The following is a 23,757-nucleotide window of genomic DNA, read 5'->3' as shown; positions in this document are numbered from 1 at the left end:
TCATTCGGAACGCACGCCGAATTGCGCGCGTTCACGGCGAAACCCGAGGCCGAACACTCGGGTCGGAATCGCGCGGAATACGTGCAAGCGCGAGAGAGCACGCAGGATGGCAGGTGCATTCGGAGGACCGCCCCGCGCCTCCAGAGCCGGCGCGATCAAGCGTCGCTGCATTTGCGTCTGAATGAACTGGATCACGCGCGTCGGCCATTCACGGCGTTGCTGCACGGCAGCGAGCTGCACGTCCTCGATCGGCGCGTCGCCGCGCAGTGCCGGACCCAGCAGATTGGCGGTCGCGACTGCATCCTGGACGGCGAGATTGATGCCGACGCCGCCGATCGGCGACATCGCATGCGCAGCGTCGCCGATCAGGAGCAACCCCGGACGATGCCAGCGCAGCAGGCGTTCGACGCGCACGGTCAGCTTGTGCACATCGCTCCATTCCAGCGAGCCGACTCGCTTCGCGAGGATTGGATCGGTCCGCGCCAGCAGTGCTCGGAATTCAGCGATCGGCGCGGCGGCCAGCGCCTCGGCACGCCCCTTCGCGACCACCAGGCCAGCCTGCCAGTAGTCACCGCGCTGGATCATCGCGATGAACTGACCTCGTCCGGCCACGCCATGCGTGTAGCCCGGATCTCCGGGCTCGCGTGGCAACCGGAACCACAGTACGTCCATCGGCGCGCCCAGATCACGCGAAGGCAAACCGGAAGCCTTGCGCAGCACCGAATCGCGGCCGTCCGCGGCCACGACGAGATCCGCATGGATGGTCAGCGTCGCGCCGCTCGACGTGCGTGCACGCACGCCGACCACGCGGCCTGCCGCGTCATTCCCGTCGTGGATCAACCCGGTTGCCTCGGTCAGCATGTGCAGCTCGAAATTCGCGCAGCGACGCGCCTCGTCGGCGAGCAGGTCCAGGAAATCCCATTGTGGGACGAGCGCGATATACGGAAACGGCCGCAGCCCGCTGAAATCGCCGAACGCGAGCATGCCATCCGCAAACTGTATGGCGAGCGTGCTCTCGCGTTGCAGCGGCAGTGCATTGAAGCGTGTGGTCAGACCGAGATCGTCGATGATCTGCAACGTCGAGGGATGAACCGTGTCACCGCGGAAATCGCGCAGGAAATCGGTGTGTTTCTCCAGGACCAGGACCTGCACCCCACCGCGCGCGAGCTGCAGACCGAGCATCATGCCGGCCGGGCCGCCGCCGACGATACAGCAACGAACCGTCAGTTCCTGCTCTGCATTTTCCAAGGACCGCTCTCCGCGGTGTACGTGTACACGAGTGGACGATTTACTCTACACGATCGCATCCGAAAATCACCACTCGCCCCCGAGTCCGCCGCCTGACGGCTCGCGGCGTCGCACATACTGTGGCTAGAATGTCGGCTGTCGCCAACGCGGACCCAATCCCATGCCTTCCTTCGACGTGATCTCCGAGGTCGACAAGCACGAGCTCACCAACGCGGTCGACCAGGCCGACCGCGAGCTGTCGAACCGTTTCGACTTCAAGGGCAGCGACGCCAGTTTCGAACTCGACGGCTTCGTGATCACCGCCTCCGCACCGAGCGATTTCCAGCTGAAGCAGATGCAGGACATCCTGCGCGCGCGCCTGACCGCGCGCAGCATCGACGTGCGCTGCCTCGACGTCGCCGAACCGGAGATCAACCTCGCGACCGCGAAGCAGAAGATCACGGTCAAGCAGGGCATCGAACAGCCGATCGCGAAGAAGATCATTGCGCAGATCAAGGCGGCCAAGCTCAAGGTCGAGGCTCAGATCAATGGCGACAAGCTGCGCATCACCGGCAAGAAGCGCGACGACCTGCAGACCGCGATCGCGCTGTTGCGCAAGAGCGAGCTCGAGGTGCCGCTGCAGTTCGACAATTTCCGCGACTGATCGGGCGCGGCTCTGCCAGGACGACGATTTCGACGCATGAGCATGAAAACGCAGGTCGTGAAGGCGACTTCCCCGGCCGCACCCGCTGCAAGCCCGCCCACACGCGGAGCGGCGATCCTGCGTCCATTCTGCCGGATCGCGCAGTCCATCGCGCGGATGTCGACGACGCCAGCGAACAGCCGGGCCGGACTGATGGCGGATTTCACGATCAGTATCGTGCTGCTCTGCGCGGGCTTGCGGCGCCATGACGTCCATCCCCTCGCGGCGCTTGTGACCCTGCTGTCCGGCATGCTGCTCTTCAGCTTCGTCGAATACTGCTTCCACCGCTGGCTGTTCCACGGACCGGTGCGAGTGACGGAAGAAGGCCATCGCAAGCACCATGAGCAACCGCTGGGATACGACTCCCTGCCCTTCTTCGTGTCGCCCCTGCTGATCCTCGGACTGGCTGGCCTGCTGGCGGTGGCCGTGTCCACGACGTTTGCCCTGCTGCTCGCCGGCGCCCTGGCGGCCGGTTATGCGACCTACGGGCTGAGCCACCTCGTCATCCACATCCGACGGTTTCAGCACCCCCTGGCCCGGCGCTGGGCTGCCGCCCATCACATTCATCATTGTCATCCCGAGGCGAACTTCGGAGTCACCACGCCGCTGTGGGACATCCTGCTGGGCACACGCTACGTCTCGAAACAAAAGCTGCGTGCGTCGTGAACGCCTATTTCGATCTTGACAAAGGCCCTGGCCGGCGCGCGTTCCGCATGCGCCACGTCGGCGGCGTACTGGTCGCAGCTGCGCTCGGCGCGACGCTGGCCGTGCCGGTCCTGCTCGGCGGCAGGGACATACTGTCCACGATGCTGCGCTTCCCCACGTCGGGGTACATCGCGCTGTTCGCTGTCATCGCGGCGAGCTGGCTGTTCAGGGCCGTCAAGCTGCACATGCTGCTGCACCGGCTGGATGTGCCGGCCGGCTTCCCGCAGGCGCTCGGGATTTCACTGGCAATGGATTTCGCGTTCATGGCGACGCCGGGCGGCGTCGGCGGCTACGCGGCCGGCGTGTACTACCTGCGCCGCGCCGGCGCTTCGGCCAGCGGCGCCACGACGCTCACCGCGGCGGACCAGGGACTGGACCTGATGTTCTTCGCGCTGGCGCTGCCGCTTGCCGGGATGGTCCTGTACGGATCCAACGTGCCGGAAACCTGGAGCATCCTTGCATCCGCCACGGCGGGGCTGGCGCTGACACTCGTGCTCGCCGCGCTGCTCGTGCGGCGCAAATGGCACAGGACATGGCTGTCTCTGACGAATGCCGTCAGCACGCGCTGGCCTGCCCTGCGACGACATGAGCAGGCAGCGCACGAATTCTGCGCAAACCTGCGTGTGCAATTCCGTGTGCTCGCCGCAGGTGGTCCGCTGTTCCTCGGCTGTGTGTTCGCCTTGACGGCGCTGCAATGGCTGACCCGCTACGGGGTCCTCTGGCTGGCGCTGGCGTTGCTCGGCCACCACGTTTCCTTTGCGCTCACCCTGTCGCTGCAGGCGCTCGTCACTCACGCGGCGCAATGGACCGGCGTGCCGGCAGGCGGCGGTGGTGCGGAGCTGGGATTGAGCGCAGCGCTCGTTTCCAGGGTTCCGGCGAGTGATCTGGCGACGGCGTTGCTGTTGTGGCGGCTGGCGACGCTTTACGTCGGCCTGATCGCTGGAGCCATCGCGATCGCCTTGCTCGCGCGCCGACGCGATCCGCAGGCGACGGTAGCCACTCCGGTCCTCGCGATGCCTGTCGAGGAATGCGCGCGCGAGGGAGCGCTACCCGGCTGACTTCGACAGGATCAACGCGATCTCGTCGGCGCCCAATGCGCGCCACTCACCCGGCGGCAGGTCGCCAAGCGCCAAAGCGCCGACCGAGATCCGATGAAGTTTCTCCACATGGTTGCCGACCGCGGCGAACATGCGGCGCACCTGGTGGTAACGGCCTTCGCCGATCGACAATCGTGCGTGGCGCGGGCCGAGCGCATCGAGGTGAGCGGGCGCGAGGGGGGTCGTTTCCGACTCGAGCATCAACGTACCGCTCGCGAAGAGTGTCCCCTCGTCGCCGCGCAGATCCTCGGCCAGCGTCGCCTCGTAGATCTTCACGACCTGCGCGCGCGGCGAGATGATCCGGTGCAGCAGTGCGCCGTCATCGGTGAACAGCAGCAGGCCCGAGGTGTCGCGATCGAGCCGGCCGACCGTCGATAGCGCCGGATCGCGCGAACGCCAGCGCGGCGGCAGCAGGTCGTAGACGATGCGGCCCGCATCGCGCGTCGAACACGTGTAGCCGACGGGCTTGTGCATCATCAACACGAGGCCCGGTGCCGGATCGAGCGGTTCGCCATCGATGCGGATACGTGCGTGCTCGACCTTGTCGTCGGCGTACAGCACCTCGCCATCGACGTCGGTGATGCGGCCTTCGCGGAACATCGCGGTGACTTCCCTGCGGCTGCCGTAGCCGAGGTTCGCGATCAGTTTCACCAGTTTCATCGGCGCAGGCCCTTCGCCGCGATCACCTTGAAGCCATCCTGTACGACGACCGGGCGCACTTCAACGAAGCGCGCGGCGAGCAGCGCCTCGTACGGCAGATGGCGATTCGCGACCAGCCAGAGCTGACCGTCCGGTGCCAACGCATCGGCCGCAGTCGCGATGAACGCCTGGCCAAGCTCGGGCTGGTCCGCGCGGCCCTCGTGGAACGGCGGATTGCTGACGATCGCGTCGTAGCGGTGCGGCAGGCCCGTGGTCACGTCATGCCAGAGGAAGTCCAGCGCGACATCGCGCGCGCTGTCACGAACGACCCGCGCGAGATTGGACTGTGCCGGTTCCAGCGCACGTTGTTCGGCTTCGTAGAGATCGACTGCGGTCACACGCGGGCAGCGTCGGACGACTTCGGCAGCGAGATAGCCATAGCCTGCGCCGAGATCGGCGACGCGACCCGCCAGCGTGTCAGGCAGATGCACGGCAAGCAGTGCGGACGCCATGTCGATGCGATCCCAGGCAAACAGGCCGGGACGACTGACGAACCGGCCATCGGCGATCGGCCGCGATGCATCGAGCGCGCTCCATTCGTCGACGAGAGCCCAATCGACGTTGCCACCAAGTGGCGCCGTCCAGAACACGCGGCAGTGATGTTTCGAAAGACTCTGGATCGAGCCGGCGAGACGTTCCAGATCGGCCTCGCCAGAGCGCGCACCTTCGTTGTTCAACTGGCTGGCAACGACGATGCCGCCCTGCGCCGAATGTCGCGCTGCGCGCGCGAGCAATGCGCGCGCTTCCTCGCGCTGGCGCGGTGGCAGCGCGAGCACGAGCGGAAACCGCTGCGCGTCCCCCGGTGGCTCCAGGTTCACGCCCGCTCGCATCAACGCATCGGCGGACGGCTTGAACGTCTGTTCACACTGGAACCGTTCGCGTGGCCACGCATGCAACCACGCACCGGCTCGTGCTCGCAGGAACAGCGCACCGCGATCGTCCGGCAAGCGGATCGCACCCGAAGCGAGCGGCAGGAACAAGGTGTCGAGTGCCGCGTCGCCATCCATCGAAGCCATGCGCCGCGGGCTACTTCGTGGAGCCGCGGTTCAACAGGGCCTTGAGGTCGGCGAACGGATTGCCTGTCGCCGCGGGCGTGTGACCGGCCGATTCCACTCCGCCGACGTTGTCGATGTAGCGCGAATGCTCGTTGTCGTGGCAGTACACGCAGAGCAATTCCCAGTTGCTGCCATCGGGCGGGTTGTAGTCGTGGTCGTGGTTGCGGTGATGGACCGTCAACTCCTGCAAGTTCGCGCGCGTGAACTCGCGCGCGCAGCGCCCACAGACCCACGGATACATCTTCAAGGCGCGTTCGCGATAACCCTGCTCACGCTGCTCGGCGGCACGGCGCGCCTCTGCGACGACGCGGTCGAGCTTGGCGTTGTCAATTTTGGTCGTCATTGCGGGCTATCTGGCCGTTCGATCAGGCTACTCTACGCGCCGCGCGGCGCTGATCGGAAGCCGATTCGTTCGCGGCCTTGCGCCCGCCCTGCTCCGCCGTATTCGAGCCGCGCGAACGCAGCCAGGCCGCGTACTCGTCGAGGTCGCCCTTGAACTCCTCGACCTTGCCGTCGGCGACGCGCCAGAACGTTTCGCAGACCAGGCCCGTGAGATGTCGGTCGTGCGAAACCAGCACGATCGCGCCCTCGAAGAGGCTGAGCGCTTCCGCCAGCGCCTCGCGCATTTCCAGGTCGAGATGGTTGGTCGGTTCGTCGAGCAGCAACACGTTCGGCTTGCGCCAAGCGATCAACGCCAGCGCGAGGCGGGCGCGTTCGCCGCCGGAGAAACCGTCGATGACCTCGAACGCGCGATCCCCAGCGAAGTTCCAGCGGCCGAGGAAATCGCGGAAGTCCTGCGTCGACACGCCGGGTGCTATATCGCGCAGATGGTCGATTGGGGTCTGGCCTTCGTGCAGCGATTCGACCGTGTGCTGGGCGAAGTAGCCGAGCACCATGTCCGGATGCGCGGTGCGCTCGCCGTCGAGTAGCGGCAGCTCGCCGACCAGGGTCTTCACCAGCGTGGACTTGCCCGCGCCGTTCGGGCCGAGTAGGCCGATGCGGTCGCCGGCTTCGAGGCCGAACTTCACGTTGCCGAGAATGCGCGTTTCGCCATAGCCCGCATCGACGTGATTCAGGCGCAGTAGCGAATGCGGAATCTTCGCCGGCTCGGCGAAGTTGATGCGGATCTGGCGTTCGGCGCGCACCGCCTCGGTGCCGGCCAGTTTGGCCAGGCGCTTGACGCGCGACTGCGCCTGCTTGGCCTTGGCTGCGGACGCCTTGAAGCGGTCGATGAACGATTGCAGGTGCGCGCGTTCGGTCTGTTCCTTCTCGAACGCGATCTGTTGCTGGCGCAGGTGCTCGGCACGCTGGCGCTCGAAACCGGTGTAGTCGCCGCTGTAGAGCTTGGCGCGGCCTTCGTTCAGATGCAGTGTGTGCGTGCACAGGCCGTCGAGGAATTCGCGGTCGTGCGAGATCATCAGCAGCATGCCCGGATACTTCAGCAGCCACTGTTCGAGCCAGAGCACCGCGTCAAGGTCGAGATGGTTGGTCGGCTCGTCGAGCAGTAGCAGGTCTGACGGCTGCATCAGCGCACGCGCAAGATTCAGGCGCACGCGCCAGCCGCCGGAGAATTCGGACACCGCCATCTGATGCGTGTCGGCCTTGAAGCCGAGGCCGTGCAGCAGGCGGCCGGCGCGCGCGGTCGCGTCGTAGCCGTTGATCTCGGCGAGCTTCTGGTGTGCCACCGCAACCGCGTCCCAGTCTTCGGCGGCCATCGCCGCAGCTTCGGCAACGAGGATCGCGTGGACCTCGGTGTCGCCCGAGACGACGAAGTCGATCGCCGCATCCGGCAGCGACGGCGTTTCCTGCGCGACGCTGGCCAGGCGCAGGCGGCTCGGCAGGTCGAGGTCGCCGCGATCGGGTTCGACCTCGCGCATGACCGCGGCGAACAGGCTGGACTTGCCGCAGCCATTGCGGCCGACCACGCCGACGCGCGAACCCGCGTGCAGGGTGAGGTCGACGTCGGACAGCAGCAGGCGTTCACCGCGCCGCAGGGCGAAGTTTCGGAAGGCGATCATGGGGTTGCCGGTATTGCGAGGGCGCGCATTGTAGCGGATAAGCCGCGAAGCCCGCGCGACATTGACTCCCGGCCAGTTCTGGTGCGGGTCGAAGGTTGAGGATTCGGCGCTTTGGGGCGTACGAAACGGTCATCGGCCCGCTTGCCCTGGCTCCAATCTACGGCGATGTCACGCGGGCCACGTGAGCGCCATCGCGGCAGCTACGAGCCACAGCAGAGCAAGGCGTGCCTGCCAAAAACGAACTGGCCGCTGCAAATCGCAGCGGCCAGTCGTATGTGTTTCACATCAGGTTTGTGCTATTGGCAATCGCCATTGCACTGGCCCGCAGTGACCACGAGCGTTACCGATGCGGTATGCGTGAGCGTGCCGCCGGTACCGGTAATCGTGATCGGGTACGAGCCAGCCGGGGTGCTCGAGCTGGTCTGCACGGTCAGCGTGGACGACGTAGCGGTAGCGGGATTCGGGCTGAAGCTCGCCGTCGCCCCCGTCGGCACACCACTCGCACTGAACGTCACGCCGGCGGTGAATCCGCCACTGCGCGTGATCGTGACCGTGTAGGTCGTGCGCGCACCCGCTACGACAGACTGCGATGCCGGTGTGGCCGCGAGCGTGAAGTCGCCCGAACCCGCCGCCGTTACCGCCAGGGTGACCGTGGTGGAGTGCGTCAGGCTGCCGCTGACACCGGTGATGGTCACGACGTAGCTTCCCGCTGGCGTGGTCGCGCTCGTGGTCACCGACATGGTGGACGAGTTGCCGGTGGTCGCGTTCGGGCTGAAGCTCGCCGCAGCCCCGGCCGGGAGCCCTGTGGCGGAAAACGTGACTGCGCCACTGAAGCCGCCGGTGCGGGTGATGTTCGCGGTATAGCTGGTGCCCGCCCCCTGGACGACCGACTGGCTCGATGGCGTGGCCGAGAGCGAGAAGTCGACCGGTACCGTCGCGGTCACCACCAGCGTCACGCTGGCGCTGTGGACGATGGCACCGCTGGTGCCCGTAATGGTCAGCGGATAGCTGCCGGTAGGCGTCGTTGCCGCGGTGGTCACGCTCAGGGTCGACGATCCCGAGGTGTTCACCGAGGTCGGATTGAAGCTGCCACTGGCTCCGGAGGGCAGACCGCTCACGCTGAAGGTGACCGTGCCGGTGAACCCGCCGGACGCGGTGACGCTGGTCGTGTAGCTGGTGCCCGCGCCCTGGACCACACTCTGCGAGGCCGGCGTCGCCGTAATCGCAAAATCAGGCGTCGGTGCGGTGTTGACCACCAAGGTCACGCTCGCGGTGTGCACGATGCTGCCGCTGGTGCCGGTGATCGTCAGCGGGTAACTGCCAGCGGGCGTGGTAGCCGCGGTCGTTACACTCATCGTGGACGAACCTGAAGTATTCACCGAGGCCGGGTTGAACGAGGCACCGGCACCGCTTGGCAAGCCACTCACGCTGAAGTTCACCGTGCCGTTGAATCCGTTCACGGCGCCCACTGTCGCGGTGTAGCTGGTGCCGCTTCCCTGCACCACGGTCTGGCTCGCCGGCGTCGCGGTGAGCGAGAAATCGGGCGTAAGCGCGGTGCCGCAGGTCGAGAACTTGAAGTGCCCGATTCGCGTGCTCCAATTGAACGTGCCGTTGCTCTGCAGGTACTCCTGGGTGTACCACATGGTGCAGTCATCCACCGGATCGACCGTCAGCGAACTGTAGTCGCCCCAGCGGCTCAAGCCCGTGGTCTGCGAGCCGGTGCCGTCCTTGATCAGGACTTCGGCACCCAGGGCATTGAGCGGATCGCCGGGCGCGCGCGCGGCGAATCGGATGCCCGGGTTGATCGCGCTGCTGGACACGCTGTAGCCGACCGCAAGATTGCCGACCTTGTCCATTGCCGCGCTACCCATCCAGCGATGCGACGCATCGGGCGTGTAGGTGCTCTGCTGGTAGACGGCCGGGGTGGCGTTCGGGCTGCGGATCTCGTACCAACGCGTGCCGGTGCTGCTGCCCGCGGTCACCGCGTGGTTGACCACCAGCGCCTCATGATCGCTGAAGTTGCGATAGGCCAGGCGGTACATCACGCGATCGGCCAGCGAATCGAGCCTTTGCGAGGTGCCAAATTGCGGGATGCAGGTGCCGCCACCGCTGCAGGCGGCCGAGAATGCCGCCACCGGAATGGTGAGCGGAGCCGACAACGTTGCCGTCGCCGTGGTGAAGTTGATGTTCGACATCTTCCACAGCAGCAGCGAGTTGACGTCGAACGCGAGGAAGTACTCGGGCGATCCTGCCGGGGGCGGGGTGGAGCCGTCCAGGTCTGCGGGCAGCAGACCGCCGTAGGCGGGACTGAGCTGGAAGCAGACCTGCTGGGCGGGCAGGCCGCTCAACATCGACTGACGATCGTAGGCGCACAACTTGGTGCCGCTGAACGTCGTTCCGTTGGCGAAGATGTTGAACGTGATGTAGTAGTTGTCCGACCACACGCCGAGCTTCGGATAGTCGTTGAAGTCGGTGGTGCCGTAGTTGAACGCGTACACGTTCCAACCGCCGGTGACCGCATCCGAGGTCTTGGACACGGCGACGCATTGCCAGTAGCCGGAGGTGCTGCCGCCGGTGACCGAGAACTGGGTCATGACCCAGCGCTTGGCAGCCTTGTCGTATTGCGCGATGGGATCGCCGTCGTTGTTCACGGCGCACGGATGGCTCGCGCCGAGCGTCTGGAACAGCGTGTTGCCGGCCGCGGGACCATAAAGCAGCACACCGGTATTCTTGTCGTACACGGCGAATGATTCGTTGACCCACTGCACGTATTGCGTATCGCCGATCGCGCCGTTGGTGTCGGGCGGTGCGGCGTTCGGCGTGTAACCGCCGCCGACGCCAAGACCGTCGAAGCTGACCACGCTGCCGACGGTGGCTACAGCGGGAACGATTGCTGTCTGCGCCGCGGCGTCGGGTCGTGATGCGGCCGCCTCGGGATTGATCAGAATGCGCAGCGGTTTGTCCCGATGGCCTTCTTTTTCCTTCAAAGGCGTTACTTCGTACAACGGCGGCAATACCGCGTGATCAGATGTAGTGAATTGACCCACCTGCTCGTTGTTCTGCGCGAGTGCGGTCGATGACAAGGTCGATAAAACAGCTAAACCCAGACTCAAGCCCAGACGCTTAGAGGACGGCAACATGAGTGGCACCTCCCTTGATCCAGTCGTTGCGATGAATCATCCCCGACTTGAGACCTAGCGACACATCATCCTTAAGACCTAGTATAACTAGATCTCTGGTCGTATTAGCGACCCTAACAGCCCCTCTTCGATGGGTCAACTCCAATCCACGGATATGGGCTGTCTAATGTCCGATAATCCACAACGCTTTACGATTTTTTTATATTTCCACCCTTTCAAGCGATATATCTGTGGATGAAATTTACGATGGAACGTCATGATCCGCAGCAAAAGTTCCCTCGCGATAAATCTCTCAAATAGCTTGGCAAGCGCATCACTGTCGGGCGTCTCGGTATCCGGCCGTTTTGTCGACTAGTGGATTGGCGTATTTGATAGATGGTGGTAGCCGCGACGGCTGTCGAGCGCTTTCAGTGCGAATGTGGACTATGTGATGCGGGTCAAGCTGATCGGTGAAGGCCCAAACAACCCAAGCGAGTTTGTCGGTGCGACAAAGCGAGTGCCGGCGACCCCTGATAAGGCGCATGTCCCAACCGGTTTCGTCGAGCGCCAGATCGATGCGCGCGCCTATGCATCGCTTCACGCGATTGACCAACGGCTTCAGCAAGAAGATCGAAAATCATGCGCACGCGATCTCGCTGCCGTGCACTGTGGCTGAATCGGCGCTGGACCTGCCTCTCAACCCACGCAGACAGTCCCGACATACAGCAGCGCTGATTCCCCGTGTCCCGCGCACGCGCTGACGGCAATCCGTACAGCACGCGTGTCAGCATCGAGCGTGTGGCGGAATTCCCAGCCGGCATCGACCAGTCGCGCATCTGCAAAGGCCGCGGCTACATCTGGTCGGGAGATGCCAGTCGCACAACGGTGTATCCGGCCGTCGATATCGATCTCGACACACTCGACGGCGCCATCGTCCAGCGATGCCGCCCAGCCTTGCAGCGCCAGTTGGCCCGAATCAGACAGACTGCGCCGATCCAGCCAGCCCCAGGGGCCGCGGCGGAACGCGGCAAGAGTCGACAGGTCGCGTTGCGGATCCGCGGCGACGACATACAGGTCCTGTTCGTTGGCGAGCGCCCTCGGCAGACGATGCAGCGGCCGCGCGTCGTGGGTCGCCGCGTGCAACGCGCGGCGTACGAAGGCTTCATCGGCATACGTCGTGCCGTAGATGTCCGCGTCGAGTTCCGCGTTCTCGCTGCGCTCGGCATAGGCAATGCCGGAAGACGGCAAGGTCTCGCCGACCGGCAGCAGGGCCGCGTCGCGCACGCTGAAGCAGAGCACGCCGCGTGGCGTCAGCAACGAGACCAGTTTCGCGAGCCACGCATGGAACAGCGGCTCGGGCAGATGCGAGAACAGCGACGCGACCCAGATGAAGTCGAATTGGCGACCAGGCGTGAATTGCGCCGGATCCGCATGTGACGCGATGGTCTGCACGCCGAATGCATCCGCCACGAATGCGACCGCATCGGCCTGCAACTCCGACGCCCAGATGTGGGACGTCGGCATCGCAAGGCCGAGGAAACGCAGCAGGCGCCCATATCCGCAAGCGAAATCGAGCACGTCGATGCGCGCCGCATCGGCACCGAACAAGATCGTCATGATCTGGCGCGCGCTCGCATACTGCTGCAAGGCGATGCTGAAATATTGGCTGAAGGCGGCGCCGGCGTCGCGATGGTGGCGCAGCGAGTGCAGCAGCATCTGGTCGCACGGATGGATGTTCGCGTTGAAGCGGCCCCTGCCAATGATAGGGTCGATGCTTGGGCAATGCCGCAGGACGACCTCGAGGTAACGCTCATCGGCGCACATCGACCTCAACTCGTCGAGCCGACGCTCGTCCGTCTGATCCATGCATGCTCCTGGGATTGATCGGCGGCAGCATGGCTGGAGTGCCGCGCGTGCGATCAACCCGATCGCATTGATGCCGTCATGGCTAAACTAGCCAGCATGAGCATCGATCGCAACCCGCAGGCGCGCCAGATGGGCGACGAGTCGATGGCGCGCAACCTCGCGCTGCAGGCGCAGGCGATCTGGCCGCAGGAACAGGCGCTGTTCGACCGCTACGACCTCCCGGTCGCGCCGCGCATCCTCGATCTCGGTTGCGGCACCGGCGAGATCACGCGGCGTCTCGCCGAACGGTATCCGCATGCCGACCTCGTCGGCGTTGACATCCTCGACGGCAATCTCGCGATCGCACGCCGCGAAAGCGCCGGATGGGGCGAACGCGTGCGCTACGAGGTCGGTGATGCATTCGCCCTCAACTATCCCGATGCGCGCTTCGACCTCGTGGTCTGCCGCCACATGTCGCAGGCGGTGCCGGACTTCCCGCGCGTGCTCGACGAGATCGGCCGTGTGCTGAAGGGCGGTGGCTGGCTGCATCTGCTGTCCGAGGACTACGGCATGCTGCGCATGCCGCGCGGTACGCGCGACCCGGACCGTTTCTGGGTCGACACCGCACTGCCCTACCTCGAGAGCATCGGCTGCGACGGCCGGATCGGCCGGCATACACCGCCGCTGCTCCAGCAGCGCGGTTACGCCGACATCGCGATCGACTACATTGTCGTCGATACCCTGCGCGTTCCGCGCGAGACATTCGCCGGCATCCTGCGCGCATGGCGCGACGGCTACGTCGAACCATTGGCGGAAGCCACCGGACGCGATTCCATCGACGTGCGTGGCGATTTCAATGCGATGATCGACGACATCGGAACGCCGCCGCGCTACGCGGTGTGGCATGTGCCGGTCGTATCCGGCCGCCGGCGCTGATCCATCCGGCCGCGGCAAACCCAAGGCTGCAGGCTGGACGATTTCCGAAAGGTACAAGACACGCACGCCGTGACCGGAGCAGAATCCGGCGCGACCCGAACCCACGGTACGAAGGATCGATCATGCAGGACCTGACCCAAGGCCCGATCTCCGGCCATCTCGTGCGCCTCGCGGCGCCCATCGCGATCGGCATGCTGTTCCAGACCCTGTACGTGCTGGTCGACCTGTACTTCGTCGCACAGCTCGGCGATGCCGCGATCGCGGGTGTCAGCACCGCCGGCAACGTGCAGTTCATCATCATGGCGCTGACCCAGGTGCTCGGCGTCGGCACGATGGCGCTGATCGCGCAGGCGGTCGGGCGCAAGGATCCGGCCGATGCGAACCTCGTGTTCAACCAGAGCCTGCTGATCGCGGGCGCCTGCATGCTGGTGACGCTCGTGGTCGGCTATGCGGTGACTGGACCGTACACGCGCGGCCTCGGTGCCGACGCCGCGACCAGCGCCGCCGGCGCCACCTATCTGCACTGGTTCCTGCCGGGCATGGGGCTGCAGTTCGCGTTGGTTGCGATGGGCTCGGCCTTGCGTGGCACCGGCATCGCGAAGCCGGGCATGATCGTGCAGGTGCTGACCGTACTGCTGAATGCCCTGCTCGCACCGATCCTGATCGCCGGCTGGATCACGCACCGTCCGCTCGGCGTCGCCGGCGCCGGCCTTGCCAGTTCGATCTCGATCGCGGCCGGTGTCGTGATGATGGCGTTGTATTTCGTGCGCCTCGAAAAATACGTGCGCTTCGACGCGGCACAGTGCCGCGCGCATTTCGCGACCTGGAAGCGCATCCTGCGCATCGGCTTGCCGCCGGGTGGCGAGTTCGCGATCCTGTTCGTGTTCCTCGGCATCATCTATCTCGTGATCCGGCCGTTCGGCGCGGAGGCGCAGGCCGGTTTCGGCGTCGGCTCGCGCGTGATGCAGGCGATCTTCCTGCCGGCGATGGCCGTCGCGTTCGCGGTCGCGCCGCTGGCCGGCCAGAACGTCGGCGCCGGCCATCTGCCGCGCGTGCGCGAGACCTTCCGCAATGCGGCGCTGCTCGGCAGTTCGATCATGCTGCTGCTCACGCTGTTCTGCCAATGGCGGCCGGAATGGCTGGTGCACGGATTCACCAGCGATCCGGCGGTGATCGCGGTGGGTGCCGACTACCTGCGCATCATCTCGTGGAACTTCGTGGCGCAAGGCTTGATCTTCAGCTGCTCGGGCATGTTCCAGGCGTTCGGCAACACGCTGCCGCCGCTGTATTCGAGCGCCACGCGCCTGGTGACATTCGCGTTGCCTGCGTTCTGGCTCTCGACGCGTCCCGGCTTCGAGTTGAAGCAGGTGTGGTTCCTGTCGGTCGCGACCGTGACTTGCCAGGCCCTGCTCAGCCTGTGGTTGCTGCGCGGGGAGTTCCGTCAACGCGTCGGAGCGCAGCTGGTGCGCGCGGCAGGCTGAGCCGGCCGCGCGGGAGCCGCACATCCTGTCAGGCCTGCGCACGCCCGTTGCCGGACATCATCCGGCCTCCGATTGCGTGCCAGATTGACTGCCGATACGATGACCGGGAGCCTGGCTCTTGCGCGTTGGATGTGTCCAGTCGCGAAGGCTCGGCTCCACGCAGCGAATGATTCAGCGCAGCAGGCTCGACCATGCTCGGTGAATTCATCTCAAGGGATCGTTGCGCCGCCCTCGTGGCGCGGGCGCGATGCGAACCGCAACCGTGGCTCGATCTCAGGCCGGATCTATTGGATTCGTCCTACAACCGGCTGCCGTACCCGGTCGAACATCGCCTCGCCGAACATCCGCTGTTCGCACTCGACCCGCTATTCGCGCTGTGCCGTCGCTTGCCGGAAGTCCAGGTGAAGCATCGCTTCGGCGTCGTGCCTGACGGTACCCACTTCGACTCCTCGCTCGATCGCTACCGCGGGAATCTCACCCTGGAAGACGCGATCACGCACCTCGAGGAGAGGCAGGCGTATATCGCGATCTACAACGCCGAGCGCGATCCCGAATACCAGCCGGTGATCGAGGGTCTGCTCGGGGAAGTCGCGGCTTGGACCGAAGCGCTGGACCCGGCGATCAACTGGTATTCGACCTACACCTTCATCTCCGCGCACGATTCGGTGACGCCGTACCACATGGATCGCGAGATGAATTTCCTGTTCCAGATCCGCGGCACGAAAACCGTGCAGCTGTGGGATCCGTTCGACGATGACGTGATGTCCGCAGCACAGAAGGATCTCCTGTTCGCCAGCGCGGACGCGTGCCGGCCGCCGTATCGTGAGGCGCTGCAATCGAAAGCGATGGCCTTTGAACTGCAACCCGGCATGGGCGTGCATCATCCCTTCATCGCACCGCACCTTGTGCATACGGGGCCGGCGGTGTCGATCACCTTCGCCTTGACGTTCCGCACGCCGCAATCGGACGTATGGAGCGACGCGCACCGGTTCAACCACCGCCTGCGCCGGCTCGGATTGCACCCTGGACCAGTGCGACACAACGCACTCATCGACAGGACCAAGGCGGGGCTGGAGCGCGCAGGGGAGCGCGCACTGCGTGCGCTGCGGCCACGACGGCGCGTCGCTCAATCCGACGCGTTGACGTAGATCTTCACGATCTCGCGGCGAAGCCAGCGGCGCCGTGCTCCGGTTTTGCAGCGCGAGAGTCCGAAACTGCCCGAGCGGACGACCGCACATCTCCACGGCAGCCGTGGTTAGCGCGCACGGTGCAGATCACCCTCGTCGCGCAGGCTGAACGGCGTGAAGTGGGTATGGTGGTCGAAGGTATCCACGCCTTCGCGGCTCTTCAGGAATCCGACCACCGCGTAGGTCAGCGGCGTGAACACGACCTCGACGAACACCTTCATCGCCCAGTTGAACGCGATCACCTTGGCGATGGTCTGCCCCTCCCAGATGCCTGCGAACGCGACCGGATAGAAGGTCAGGCTGTCGATGCCCTGCCCGACCACGGTCGAGCCGATCGTGCGCGTCCACAGCCAGCGACCCCGCGTCCACAGCTTCATCTTCGCCATCACGTACGAATTGGCGAAGTCGCCGAGCCAGTACGCGACCATCGAGGCAAGCACGATGCGCCAGGTACTGCCGAACACGACTTCGAGCGCCGGCTGCAGCTTCGTGTTGTAGGGTTCACTCGCGCTCGGCGTCATGCCGAGGATGACCCAGGTCATGAAGCTCGCGAACGCGAGCCCTCCGAAGCCGGCCCAGATCGCGCGGCGCGCGCGCGCGTAGCCATACACCTCGGTGAGCACGTCACCAAAGATGTAGCTGACCGGGAAGAACAGGTTGCCGGCGCCGAAACTGAGCGCGCCCAGCACCGGCAACGTGAGCGTGCAGACCTTCGCCGGCCCGATCAGGTTCGAACACAGCAGCACGGCGACCATGCCGCCCACCAACAGGTCGTAGTAGTGGAAGCCGGGCGCACGCGGCGCCGCAACGGTATCGGACATCGATGATTCCCCTGCAAGGCAATGCGGATGGTAGCGGTCGGAGGACCACCCGATCGAGTCGTGGTGTCGATCGTGCCGTTCAGGATCGACCCCACGACACGTCGGGATTCCGTTCCCAAACCCGGTGCGCGCTGCTACGGTTCGCTCCGAAAGACCGCTCCCGCGCTCAACGCGCGGTAACGGATTCGACCCGATCACCCATCAAGATCCGCATGAGTCAGGAGGATATTCCCGTGAAAGGATTGCTGGTACCTGCCCACGTTTCGCGCAAGAACGCTTCAGCAAGGCGGGTGTCGGCGATTGCGATCGGCACGCTCTGCCTCGGCGTTCTTGTCGGCGGCGCTGCGCACGCCGCGGGCGCGGACCGTATCGTGGGGCCGGTCGACAACGCGCAGCGCACGGCACTGTCCGGCCATCGCGCGCTGTGGGCACAAGCGAAGAGCGACCAGGGCGCGGTTCCTGCGGACCTGCCGCTCGCGCATCTGTCACTGACCCTCAATCGTTCGCCGGAGCGCCAGCAGGCGTTCGATCGATACCTGCAGGAGCAGCAGGATCCGGCGTCGCCGAACTACCACCGCTGGCTGACGCCCGCCGAGATCGGCGAGCGCTTCGGCGCCTCGCAGCACGACATCGACGCGCTGTCGGGATGGCTCGGCGCGCAGGGGCTCAAGGTCGATGCGGTCGCCAGCAGCCGCACGCGGATCCATTTCAGCGGCAGCACCGCGAATGTCGGCGCAGCGTTCGGCACCGAGCTGCATTACTTCCAGGCCGGCGCCGAGAAGCGCATCGCGAACACGGATCTGCCGAAGATTCCGGCCGCGTTCGCCAACGCCGTGCAATCCGTGACCGGGCTCAGTGCGATCAAGCTCGTGCCGGCGCACCGGATGAGCGCTCCGCGATCGGCCGCGATCCGTCAGGATGCAGCGCCGCAACCGGCCTTGACCAATTGCCCGCCGGCGGGCGGTCCGTGCAGCTATGCAATCTTCCCGGCGGACTTCTCGACGATCTACGACGTTCCGGTACTGGCGCAGGGCATCGATGGCAGCGGGCAGACGATCGCGATCGTCGGTCGCCAGCGCGTGTACAACCCGGACATCCAGAATTTCCAATCGAAGGCCGGACTCGCCACGAAGTATCCGACCGTCATCGTCCCAACGACCGGGACGGACCCCGGAGCGCCCGCATCCACCTGCAGCACGACCGGCACGCCGAGCTGCAGCAAGCCCAGTGCCGCGGTCGCCGACCAGGGCGAGGCGACGCTCGACGTGCAGCGCGCCAGCAGCGTGGCGCCCGGCGCGGCCATCGACCTGATCGTCAGCACCACCACGAACAACATGGATGGCGTCTTCATCGCGATGGACTATGCGATCGACACCAATCCGGTTCCGGCGAAAATCCTCAGCATCAGCTTTGCGAGCTGTGAGGCCGACGCCACCTCGGGCAACGCGACCTACCTCGACAATTATTTCAGCCAGGCGGCCATGGAAGGCATCTCGGTGTTCGTCGCTTCCGGCGACGGCGGCGTGGCCGGCTGCGCGAGCCTCGATTCGACGCCCACCACCACCGAGCGCGTGAGCACCAACCTGTTGTGCTCCAGCGGCCACGTCACCTGCGTCGGCGGCACGGAGTTTGCCGATAGGTCGAATCCGGGCATGTACTGGGGCAGCAACGGGCCCGGCTACGGATCCGCGCTCGGTTACATTCCCGAGGGCGCCTGGAATGAACCGCTGAGCGCGACCGGCGCCTCGCAGGTCGCGGCGTCCGGGGGCGGCGTCAGCGCCTTCATTCCGACCCCCTCGTGGCAGGCAGGCCCCGGCGTACCGGGTCGCCTCGGCCGCTATACCCCGGACGTGTCCTTCGCGTCCTCGATTCGCGAGGGTTACTTCACCTGCATCGCCGCGCAGGGTGGCTCCTGCGTCGTCGGCAGCGATGGCCAGTTTCACTACCTCGGAAGCGGCGGAACGTCGGCCTCGACGCCGAGCATGGCCGGCATCGCGGCCCTGCTGAACCAGAAGACCGGCTCCGCGCAGGCAAACCTGAACCCGCGCCTGTATGCGCTCGCCGCCACTCCGGCCAACGGCGTGTTCCACGACGTGACGGTCGACAGCAGTGGCGTGGGCAGCTGCACGCCGTCGACACCGAGCATGTGCAACAACAGCACACCCGGCCCCAGCGGCCTCAGCGGTGGATTGCAGGGTTACGCGGTAGGTCCCGGTTATGACCAGGTGACCGGACTCGGCTCGATCGACGTCTCCAAGCTGCTTGCGGCATGGGGCAACGGCAGCGGGACGTCGGTGAACCTCAACCAGCACGGGATGACCGGTTCCTGGGCCAATCCGGCCACGAGCGGCCAAGGCCTCGTGATGGAGGTCGATCCGGACTTCTACGGCACCGGCACCGGTCTCCTGTTCGCCGGCTGGTACACCTACGATGTGACCGCCCCCGGCGGACAACGCTGGTACACGATCCAGGGCCAGGTGAGCGCCGCCAGCCCGTCCTCGACGATGCCGATCTACCTGACCCAGGGTGGCCGGTTCGCCTCCTCACTCGCGACCACCACCGCACCGGTCGGGCAGGCCACGATCCAGTTCAGCGACTGCACGCATGGCTCGCTGAACTACACCTTCTCCGATGGCAGCGGCCGCAGCGGCACGATCCCGCTCAGCCGTCTGGACTCGAACGTGACCTGCGGTCAGACCGGCAACAATGGCAGCGCCGCGTCGGATTACCTGCTGGCCGGCGCCTGGGCCGATATCGGCACCAGCGGCCAAGGCCTGGTCCTCGACATCAATCCCCTGCAGAACCTGCTGTTTGCGGGTTGGTACACGTTCGCGACCAACGCGGGCCAAGGCAGCGGCGCGGCCGGCCAGAACTGGTACACCCTGCAGGCCATCTTCACTCCCGGCTCCACCTCATCGACCAACATCGGCATCTACAACACCACCGGCGGCGTGTTCAACCAGGCGGCGACCACCTCGACGGTTCCCGTCGGCAGCGCGAGCCTCGTATTCCACAGCTGCAATTCCGCCACGCTGAGCTATGCGTTCACCGCGGGCGCAAACGCCGGCGCCAGCGGCTCGTTGAACCTGTCACGCATCGGCCCCATGCCAGCCGGCTGCACACTGTAAGGCTTGATCTTCACGACGACCGGACACTGTCGAGGGTGTCCGGCGGGTCGCCAGTCGCAGTATCCTGCGCACCCGCGCGACGCACGAGCGCGGACCCGAACCACCGCAGCAACCGCAGGAATTCCCCATGGGCAGAGGCCCGAGCATCGAGAACCGCAAGAACGCCGAGGACGCGCGCCGCGGCAAGATCTTCACCAAGCTGATCCGCGAGATCACCATCGCCGCGCGCAACGGCGGTGACCCGGCGACCAACGCGCGTCTGCGCATGGGCGTGGACAAGGCGCTGTCGGCGAACATGTCCAAGGACACCATCGAGCGCGCGATCCGGCGCGGTTCCGGCGCCGAGGGCGCTGATGACATGCAGGAACTGCGCTACGAGGGCTATGGCCCGTCCGGCGTTGCACTGATCATCGACACGATGACCGACAACCCGGTGCGCACCGTATCGGACGTGCGCCATGCGCTGTCCAAGCACGGCGGCAATCTCGGCACCAGCGGCTCGGTCGCGTTCCAGTTCAAGCGCCTCGGCGAACTCGCGTTCGACACCAGCGCAGCGGGCGCCGAGGACAGGCTGCTCGAAGTCGCGCTCGATGCCGGCGCCGACGATGTGCAGTCCGAAGCCGGCCAGAGCGTTGTGCTGTGCGCGCCCGAGAACTTCGAAGCGGTCAAGAAGGCGCTGACTGCAGCCGGCCTCGAACCGCTGCGCGCCGATGTCGTGATGCGGCCGGAGAACCGCGTCGCGGTCACCAGCGAAACCGAAGAGACTCTGCGCGACCTGCTCGACTGGCTGGAAGAGCTGGATGACGTGCAGGAGGTCTATCACAACGCAGCATTGGCGGATTAGATCGACCCGTCGAGCCTTTCCGGCAGCATCCATAACAATTCGTAAGATCGAGCATGCCGCGAATTATCGGAATTTTGCTGTTACTTCTGATGGCTCTTTTGTCTGATGCCAGCACTCTTGCTGCGCAGCCAGCCACGATTGTGGTTACAACGGTCGAGAATGGCAGCTTCGACCTGCAGGCGCAGCGCGGTAAATGGGTCATCGTCAACTGGTGGGCGACTTGGTGCAGCGCTTGCCTTGAAGAGATGCCAAACCTGTCAAAGTTCGTTGCGACACACAAAGACGTGGTAGCCATTGGATTAACTGATGAAGATATCAGCGCCGAGGCACTGAGAGCATTTGTTATCGCCCATCCAGTGGGCTACCCGGTTGCTCAGCTCAGTGAGAAATTGACGCCAAGAGAATTCAAGTCGTCGGCATATGGCATGCAAATGCGGCCGATAACCTATCTCGTTGACCCTGCAGGAAAGGTGGTCAAACGGATGCTCGGTGGCATCAGTTTATCGAAGCTCGATAAAATCGTGACGGAGCAGATCAAGCCCTAAACGGGTTATCTTGTGTGTGTTGAGGTCATCACACTTGGATGGTCGGTACGGCACCTTGAGTCGGTTCATTGTTCCGTCGCTCCCCGAACCCCGCAAACCGCAGACACGCGAGAGCAACGGCGGAGGAAGCTGACCGGAAGTGTTCCGGTTTCCTCTGCGGGCTATCGTTCGACTTGCGGCTTCCACGCGCGCGATGCTCAGGCGCGGCCGTGCAAGCCCGAATCGGGAATGCGCGCCCGCTTCTCCATCAGCGCTTTCGCCGGTCTTGAACGCCTGCTGTCCTAGCTGGCCGCGTGTAGCGCGGCCGCGTGCCGCCGTGGGGCAAGGTCAGCGTCGAGCAGACGCTCGATGCGTGCGAACACATCCTCGCGCGTGAACGGCTTCTTCATGAAGTCGTCGGCGCCGATGCGTTGCGCGTAGAACTGCTCGGTCGCCTGCGCGTTGCCGCTGATCATGATGATCGGAATGTCGGCGGTGCGCGGGTCGTGGCGCAGCATGCGCAATGCGGCAAACCCGTTCATGCCGGGCAGCACGATATCGAGGAAGATCAGGTCGGGCCGTTCCGTGCGGGCGAGCACCACGCCCTGCTCCGCGTCGCCGGCCTCGAACGTAATGAAACCGTTCTGCTGCAGCAGCTTGCGCAGCATCGCGACAATGGTCGGCGAGTCGTCAACAACCAGCACGCGGGTTCCCTTGCGTGCATTCGTGCGTGGTCTCTCACGCCGGTCGCGCTCCAGACGCGCGGCCCGGAAAATACCCCTCAACATGTCGAGCGTGTTCACGACCGTGCGTCCCTGTGCCCCCTCGGCAGGCCATAGTGTCGACCCTGCGGGCGGGCGGGGCAAGTCCGGGCAGCCGGGGAGCCCTCCCCGGCCGACGCATGGTCAACGACGGGCTCAGCCCTCCCCGTTCGCGTACACCTTCACGATCTCGTAGAGAAACCTCCGCCCGTCCATCAGCGACTTCACCCGGATACGCTCGTTGAGGCCGTGCGCGTGGCTGCCCTCGGCGTCGTGGAACATCCCGGAAAGGCCGTAGGTCGGCGTGCCCGCCGCGTTGAGGAATCTTCCGTCCGTTGCACCGGTGGACATGGTCGGCACGATCGCGATCCCGGGCCAGATGCCCTCGGCGACCTTGCGCACCGGATCCATGATCGCCGGCGTGAGCTGTGGCACGTTCCCGACCGGGCTGGGTTCGCCCACCGCCTTGATCGTGACCTTGTCATCGCCCATCACATGCGCCAGCGTGTTCCTGACCGCATCGAGCGGCACACCCGGCAGGATGCGGCAGTTCACGTTCGCGCCCGCATGCTGCGGCAGTGCGTTGGGCGCGTGGCCGGCATCGACCATCGTGGCGACACAGGTCGTGCGCAGCATGCTGTTCCAGCCGGGATTGATCGCCCACAGCCGGTCCGCGGCGGCCGCATCGGGCGGATCGCGCAACACGGCCTTGATGTCCTCGGCGACGGCCGGTGGCGCCAGCTCGATCTGCGCCTTGAAGTACGCGCGCGTCGCCTCGTTGAGGCTGATCGGAAACTGGTAGGCGCCGATCTTCGCGAGCCCGGTGCTGAGCTCGTAGATCGGGTTCTTCTTCGTCGGGCGCGAGCTGTGGCCGCCGACGTCGGTCGTTTCCAGCCTGAAATCCTGATAGACCTTTTCGCCAGCCTGGATCTGCAGCGCAACCGGCTTGCCGTGCTGGTCGAGCTCACCGCCCGCGCCTTCGTTGAGCGCGAAGGCGGCCTTGAGCAACGCGGGATGCTCCTTGAGCAGCCACGACACGCCATCGAAGGTGTCCGAGGTTTCCTCGCCGCAGGTCAGCGCGAGGCGGATATCGCGACGCGGCTTGAAGCCTTCCTTGTGGTAGCGGATCAGGCTGTCGGTGAATACAGCGGCCATCGCCTTGTCGTCACTGGCGCCGCGCGCGTAGAACCAGCCGCCCTCCTCGACCAGCTTGAACGGATCACGGATCCAGTCCGCGCGCTTCGCTTCGACGACGTCGATGTGCGCGAGCAGCAGGATCGGTTCGGCCTTGCGGTCGCTGCCCTTGTAGGTCGCGATCAGGTTGCCGTCCTTGGGCCGGCCCGGCGGCACGAGGATCTGCGTGTCCGCTGCCGGAATGCCGCCGGCAATCAGGCGCGCCTGCATGGCCTTGGCGGCCTCCGTGCAGCTGCCGACGGACAGTGTCGTGTTGATCTCGACAAGCTGCTTGTAGAGCGCACGGAACGTCGCTTCATCCGGCGCGGGCGATTGTGACTGCGCTGCCGGAGCGAGCGAAGCGAGCAGCATCGAGAAGACCCACGTTCCAACACCCGCGTGCTTCATGCCATGCCCTCCAGTGACGAAGCGTC

At 65.4% G+C, this 23,757-nt stretch carries 18 protein-coding genes and 2 pseudogenes; 10 read left to right on the top strand and 10 right to left on the bottom strand.

Features of this window, described 5'->3' with window-relative positions; genetic code table 11:
- Positions 1–1,248 carry an FAD-dependent oxidoreductase gene (locus ABD002_RS04475; protein WP_343787587.1) on the bottom strand — a complete coding sequence of 416 codons (1,248 nt, stop codon included), beginning with the start codon at positions 1,246–1,248 and terminating at the stop codon, positions 1–3.
- Between the two features lie 160 nt (positions 1,249–1,408).
- Here ABD002_RS04475 and ABD002_RS04470 point away from each other — a divergent pair, with 160 nt between their 5' ends.
- From ABD002_RS04470 to ABD002_RS04460, 3 genes are read left to right on the top strand one after another with little or no spacing between them, the layout of a single operon-like run.
- Positions 1,409–1,891: a YajQ family cyclic di-GMP-binding protein gene (locus ABD002_RS04470; protein ID WP_343787585.1), complete on the top strand. Its 483-nt coding sequence runs from the start codon at positions 1,409–1,411 to the stop codon at positions 1,889–1,891.
- 42 nt (positions 1,892–1,933) lie between these two features.
- The gene (locus ABD002_RS04465) at positions 1,934–2,596 is read left to right on the top strand and encodes a sterol desaturase family protein (RefSeq protein ID WP_343787583.1); all 663 of its coding nucleotides are present in this window, start codon (positions 1,934–1,936) and stop codon (positions 2,594–2,596) included.
- Positions 2,593–3,693 carry a lysylphosphatidylglycerol synthase transmembrane domain-containing protein gene (locus tag ABD002_RS04460; RefSeq protein WP_343787581.1) on the top strand — a complete coding sequence of 367 codons (1,101 nt, stop codon included), beginning with the start codon at positions 2,593–2,595 and terminating at the stop codon, positions 3,691–3,693. Before ABD002_RS04465 ends, ABD002_RS04460 begins: the two co-directional genes overlap by 4 nt.
- On the opposite strand, the gene ABD002_RS04455 is transcribed toward ABD002_RS04460, so the two are convergent.
- The 5 genes and pseudogenes from ABD002_RS04455 to ABD002_RS04435 form a co-directional block, all read right to left on the bottom strand.
- Entirely contained in the window at positions 3,682–4,392 is a 711-nt protein-coding gene (locus ABD002_RS04455; protein WP_343787579.1) for a pseudouridine synthase, read from the bottom strand. The two genes, ABD002_RS04460 and ABD002_RS04455, sit on opposite strands and share 12 nt — an antisense overlap.
- A complete protein-coding gene (locus tag ABD002_RS04450; RefSeq protein ID WP_379988977.1) occupies positions 4,389–5,438 on the bottom strand; it encodes a class I SAM-dependent methyltransferase in 1,050 nt (349 codons plus the stop codon). The genes ABD002_RS04455 and ABD002_RS04450 overlap by 4 nt, the downstream gene beginning before the upstream one ends.
- A 19-nt stretch (positions 5,439–5,457) precedes the next feature.
- Positions 5,458–5,829 carry a YajD family HNH nuclease gene (locus ABD002_RS04445; RefSeq protein ID WP_343787575.1) on the bottom strand — a complete coding sequence of 124 codons (372 nt, stop codon included), beginning with the start codon at positions 5,827–5,829 and terminating at the stop codon, positions 5,458–5,460.
- 52 nt (positions 5,830–5,881) lie between these two features.
- Positions 5,882–7,504, bottom strand: a pseudogene (locus ABD002_RS04440) (ABC-F family ATP-binding cassette domain-containing protein); the annotation flags it as partial.
- A gap of 296 nt (positions 7,505–7,800) precedes the next feature.
- The gene (locus tag ABD002_RS04435) at positions 7,801–10,644 is read right to left on the bottom strand and encodes a COG1470 family protein (RefSeq protein WP_343787573.1); all 2,844 of its coding nucleotides are present in this window, start codon (positions 10,642–10,644) and stop codon (positions 7,801–7,803) included.
- Positions 10,645–11,173: 529 nt separating this feature from the next.
- Here ABD002_RS04435 and ABD002_RS04430 point away from each other — a divergent pair.
- Positions 11,174–11,282 (top strand): annotated as a pseudogene (locus tag ABD002_RS04430) (IS1 family transposase); the annotation flags it as partial.
- Positions 11,283–11,319: 37 nt separating this feature from the next.
- Here the strand turns inward: ABD002_RS04430 and ABD002_RS04425 are convergent.
- Positions 11,320–12,489, bottom strand: coding sequence for a class I SAM-dependent methyltransferase (locus tag ABD002_RS04425; RefSeq protein ID WP_343787571.1), 1,170 nt, complete (start codon positions 12,487–12,489; stop codon positions 11,320–11,322).
- Positions 12,490–12,567: 78 nt separating this feature from the next.
- On the opposite strand from ABD002_RS04425, the gene ABD002_RS04420 reads away from it, so the two are divergent.
- The 3 genes from ABD002_RS04420 (at position 12,568) to ABD002_RS04410 (ending at position 16,033) form a co-directional block, all read left to right on the top strand.
- Positions 12,568–13,404 carry a class I SAM-dependent methyltransferase gene (locus tag ABD002_RS04420; RefSeq protein WP_343787569.1) on the top strand — a complete coding sequence of 279 codons (837 nt, stop codon included), beginning with the start codon at positions 12,568–12,570 and terminating at the stop codon, positions 13,402–13,404.
- A 122-nt stretch (positions 13,405–13,526) separates the two neighbouring features.
- Positions 13,527–14,885 (top strand): MATE family efflux transporter, encoded by a 1,359-nt coding sequence (locus tag ABD002_RS04415; RefSeq protein ID WP_343787567.1) that lies wholly within the window; start codon positions 13,527–13,529, stop codon positions 14,883–14,885.
- Positions 14,886–15,172: 287 nt separating this feature from the next.
- The gene (locus tag ABD002_RS04410; protein ID WP_343787565.1) at positions 15,173–16,033 is read left to right on the top strand and encodes a cupin-like domain-containing protein; all 861 of its coding nucleotides are present in this window, start codon (positions 15,173–15,175) and stop codon (positions 16,031–16,033) included.
- Positions 16,034–16,140: 107 nt separating this feature from the next.
- Here ABD002_RS04410 and ABD002_RS04405 read toward each other — a convergent pair whose 3' ends face one another.
- Positions 16,141–16,893 (bottom strand): queuosine precursor transporter, encoded by a 753-nt coding sequence (locus ABD002_RS04405; protein ID WP_343787563.1) that lies wholly within the window; start codon positions 16,891–16,893, stop codon positions 16,141–16,143.
- A gap of 233 nt (positions 16,894–17,126) precedes the next feature.
- On the opposite strand from ABD002_RS04405, the gene ABD002_RS04400 reads away from it, so the two are divergent.
- The 3 genes from ABD002_RS04400 (at position 17,127) to ABD002_RS04390 (ending at position 21,410) form a co-directional block, all read left to right on the top strand.
- Entirely contained in the window at positions 17,127–20,021 is a 2,895-nt protein-coding gene (locus ABD002_RS04400; RefSeq protein WP_343787560.1) for a S53 family peptidase, read from the top strand.
- A 127-nt stretch (positions 20,022–20,148) separates the two neighbouring features.
- A complete protein-coding gene (locus ABD002_RS04395) occupies positions 20,149–20,865 on the top strand; it encodes a YebC/PmpR family DNA-binding transcriptional regulator (RefSeq protein WP_343787558.1) in 717 nt (238 codons plus the stop codon).
- Positions 20,866–20,918: 53 nt separating this feature from the next.
- Positions 20,919–21,410: a TlpA family protein disulfide reductase gene (locus ABD002_RS04390; RefSeq protein WP_343787556.1), complete on the top strand. Its 492-nt coding sequence runs from the start codon at positions 20,919–20,921 to the stop codon at positions 21,408–21,410.
- A 281-nt stretch (positions 21,411–21,691) separates the two neighbouring features.
- Here the strand turns inward: ABD002_RS04390 and ABD002_RS04385 are convergent, their stop codons facing one another.
- Together ABD002_RS04385 and ABD002_RS04380 are read right to left on the bottom strand one after the other, a co-directional pair.
- The gene (locus ABD002_RS04385) at positions 21,692–22,192 is read right to left on the bottom strand and encodes a response regulator (protein WP_379988918.1); all 501 of its coding nucleotides are present in this window, start codon (positions 22,190–22,192) and stop codon (positions 21,692–21,694) included.
- A 114-nt stretch (positions 22,193–22,306) separates the two neighbouring features.
- Complete coding sequence (locus ABD002_RS04380) at positions 22,307–23,731, bottom strand: M20/M25/M40 family metallo-hydrolase (RefSeq protein WP_343787554.1); 1,425 nt, start codon at positions 23,729–23,731, stop codon at positions 22,307–22,309.
- Between the last annotated feature and the right edge of the window lie 26 nt (positions 23,732–23,757).

Source organism: Dokdonella soli, from assembly GCF_039523175.1.
GTDB classification, from domain to species: Bacteria; Pseudomonadota; Gammaproteobacteria; order Xanthomonadales; family Rhodanobacteraceae; genus Dokdonella_A; species Dokdonella_A soli.
The sequence above is the reverse complement of the archived record's forward strand: the minus strand, read 5'-3'. Positions and strand labels throughout refer to the sequence as shown.

Excerpts from the sequence above, each read along its gene's own strand:
- ABD002_RS04405 (WP_343787563.1), bottom strand. The coding sequence starts at position 16,893 with ATGTCCGATACCGTTGCGGCGCCGCGTGCGCCCGGCTTCCACTACTAC.
- ABD002_RS04470 (WP_343787585.1), top strand. The coding sequence starts at position 1,409 with ATGCCTTCCTTCGACGTGATCTCCGAGGTCGACAAGCACGAGCTCACC.
- ABD002_RS04425 (WP_343787571.1), bottom strand. The coding sequence starts at position 12,489 with ATGGATCAGACGGACGAGCGTCGGCTCGACGAGTTGAGGTCGATGTGC.
- ABD002_RS04465 (WP_343787583.1), top strand. The coding sequence starts at position 1,934 with ATGAAAACGCAGGTCGTGAAGGCGACTTCCCCGGCCGCACCCGCTGCA.
- ABD002_RS04455 (WP_343787579.1), bottom strand. The coding sequence starts at position 4,392 with ATGAAACTGGTGAAACTGATCGCGAACCTCGGCTACGGCAGCCGCAGG.
- ABD002_RS04420 (WP_343787569.1), top strand. The coding sequence starts at position 12,568 with ATGGCTAAACTAGCCAGCATGAGCATCGATCGCAACCCGCAGGCGCGC.
- ABD002_RS04380 (WP_343787554.1), bottom strand. The coding sequence starts at position 23,731 with ATGAAGCACGCGGGTGTTGGAACGTGGGTCTTCTCGATGCTGCTCGCT.
- ABD002_RS04390 (WP_343787556.1), top strand. The coding sequence starts at position 20,919 with ATGCCGCGAATTATCGGAATTTTGCTGTTACTTCTGATGGCTCTTTTG.
- ABD002_RS04395 (WP_343787558.1), top strand. The coding sequence starts at position 20,149 with ATGGGCAGAGGCCCGAGCATCGAGAACCGCAAGAACGCCGAGGACGCG.
- ABD002_RS04435 (WP_343787573.1), bottom strand. The coding sequence starts at position 10,644 with ATGTTGCCGTCCTCTAAGCGTCTGGGCTTGAGTCTGGGTTTAGCTGTT.
- ABD002_RS04450 (WP_379988977.1), bottom strand. The coding sequence starts at position 5,438 with ATGGATGGCGACGCGGCACTCGACACCTTGTTCCTGCCGCTCGCTTCG.
- ABD002_RS04415 (WP_343787567.1), top strand. The coding sequence starts at position 13,527 with ATGCAGGACCTGACCCAAGGCCCGATCTCCGGCCATCTCGTGCGCCTC.
- ABD002_RS04445 (WP_343787575.1), bottom strand. The coding sequence starts at position 5,829 with ATGACGACCAAAATTGACAACGCCAAGCTCGACCGCGTCGTCGCAGAG.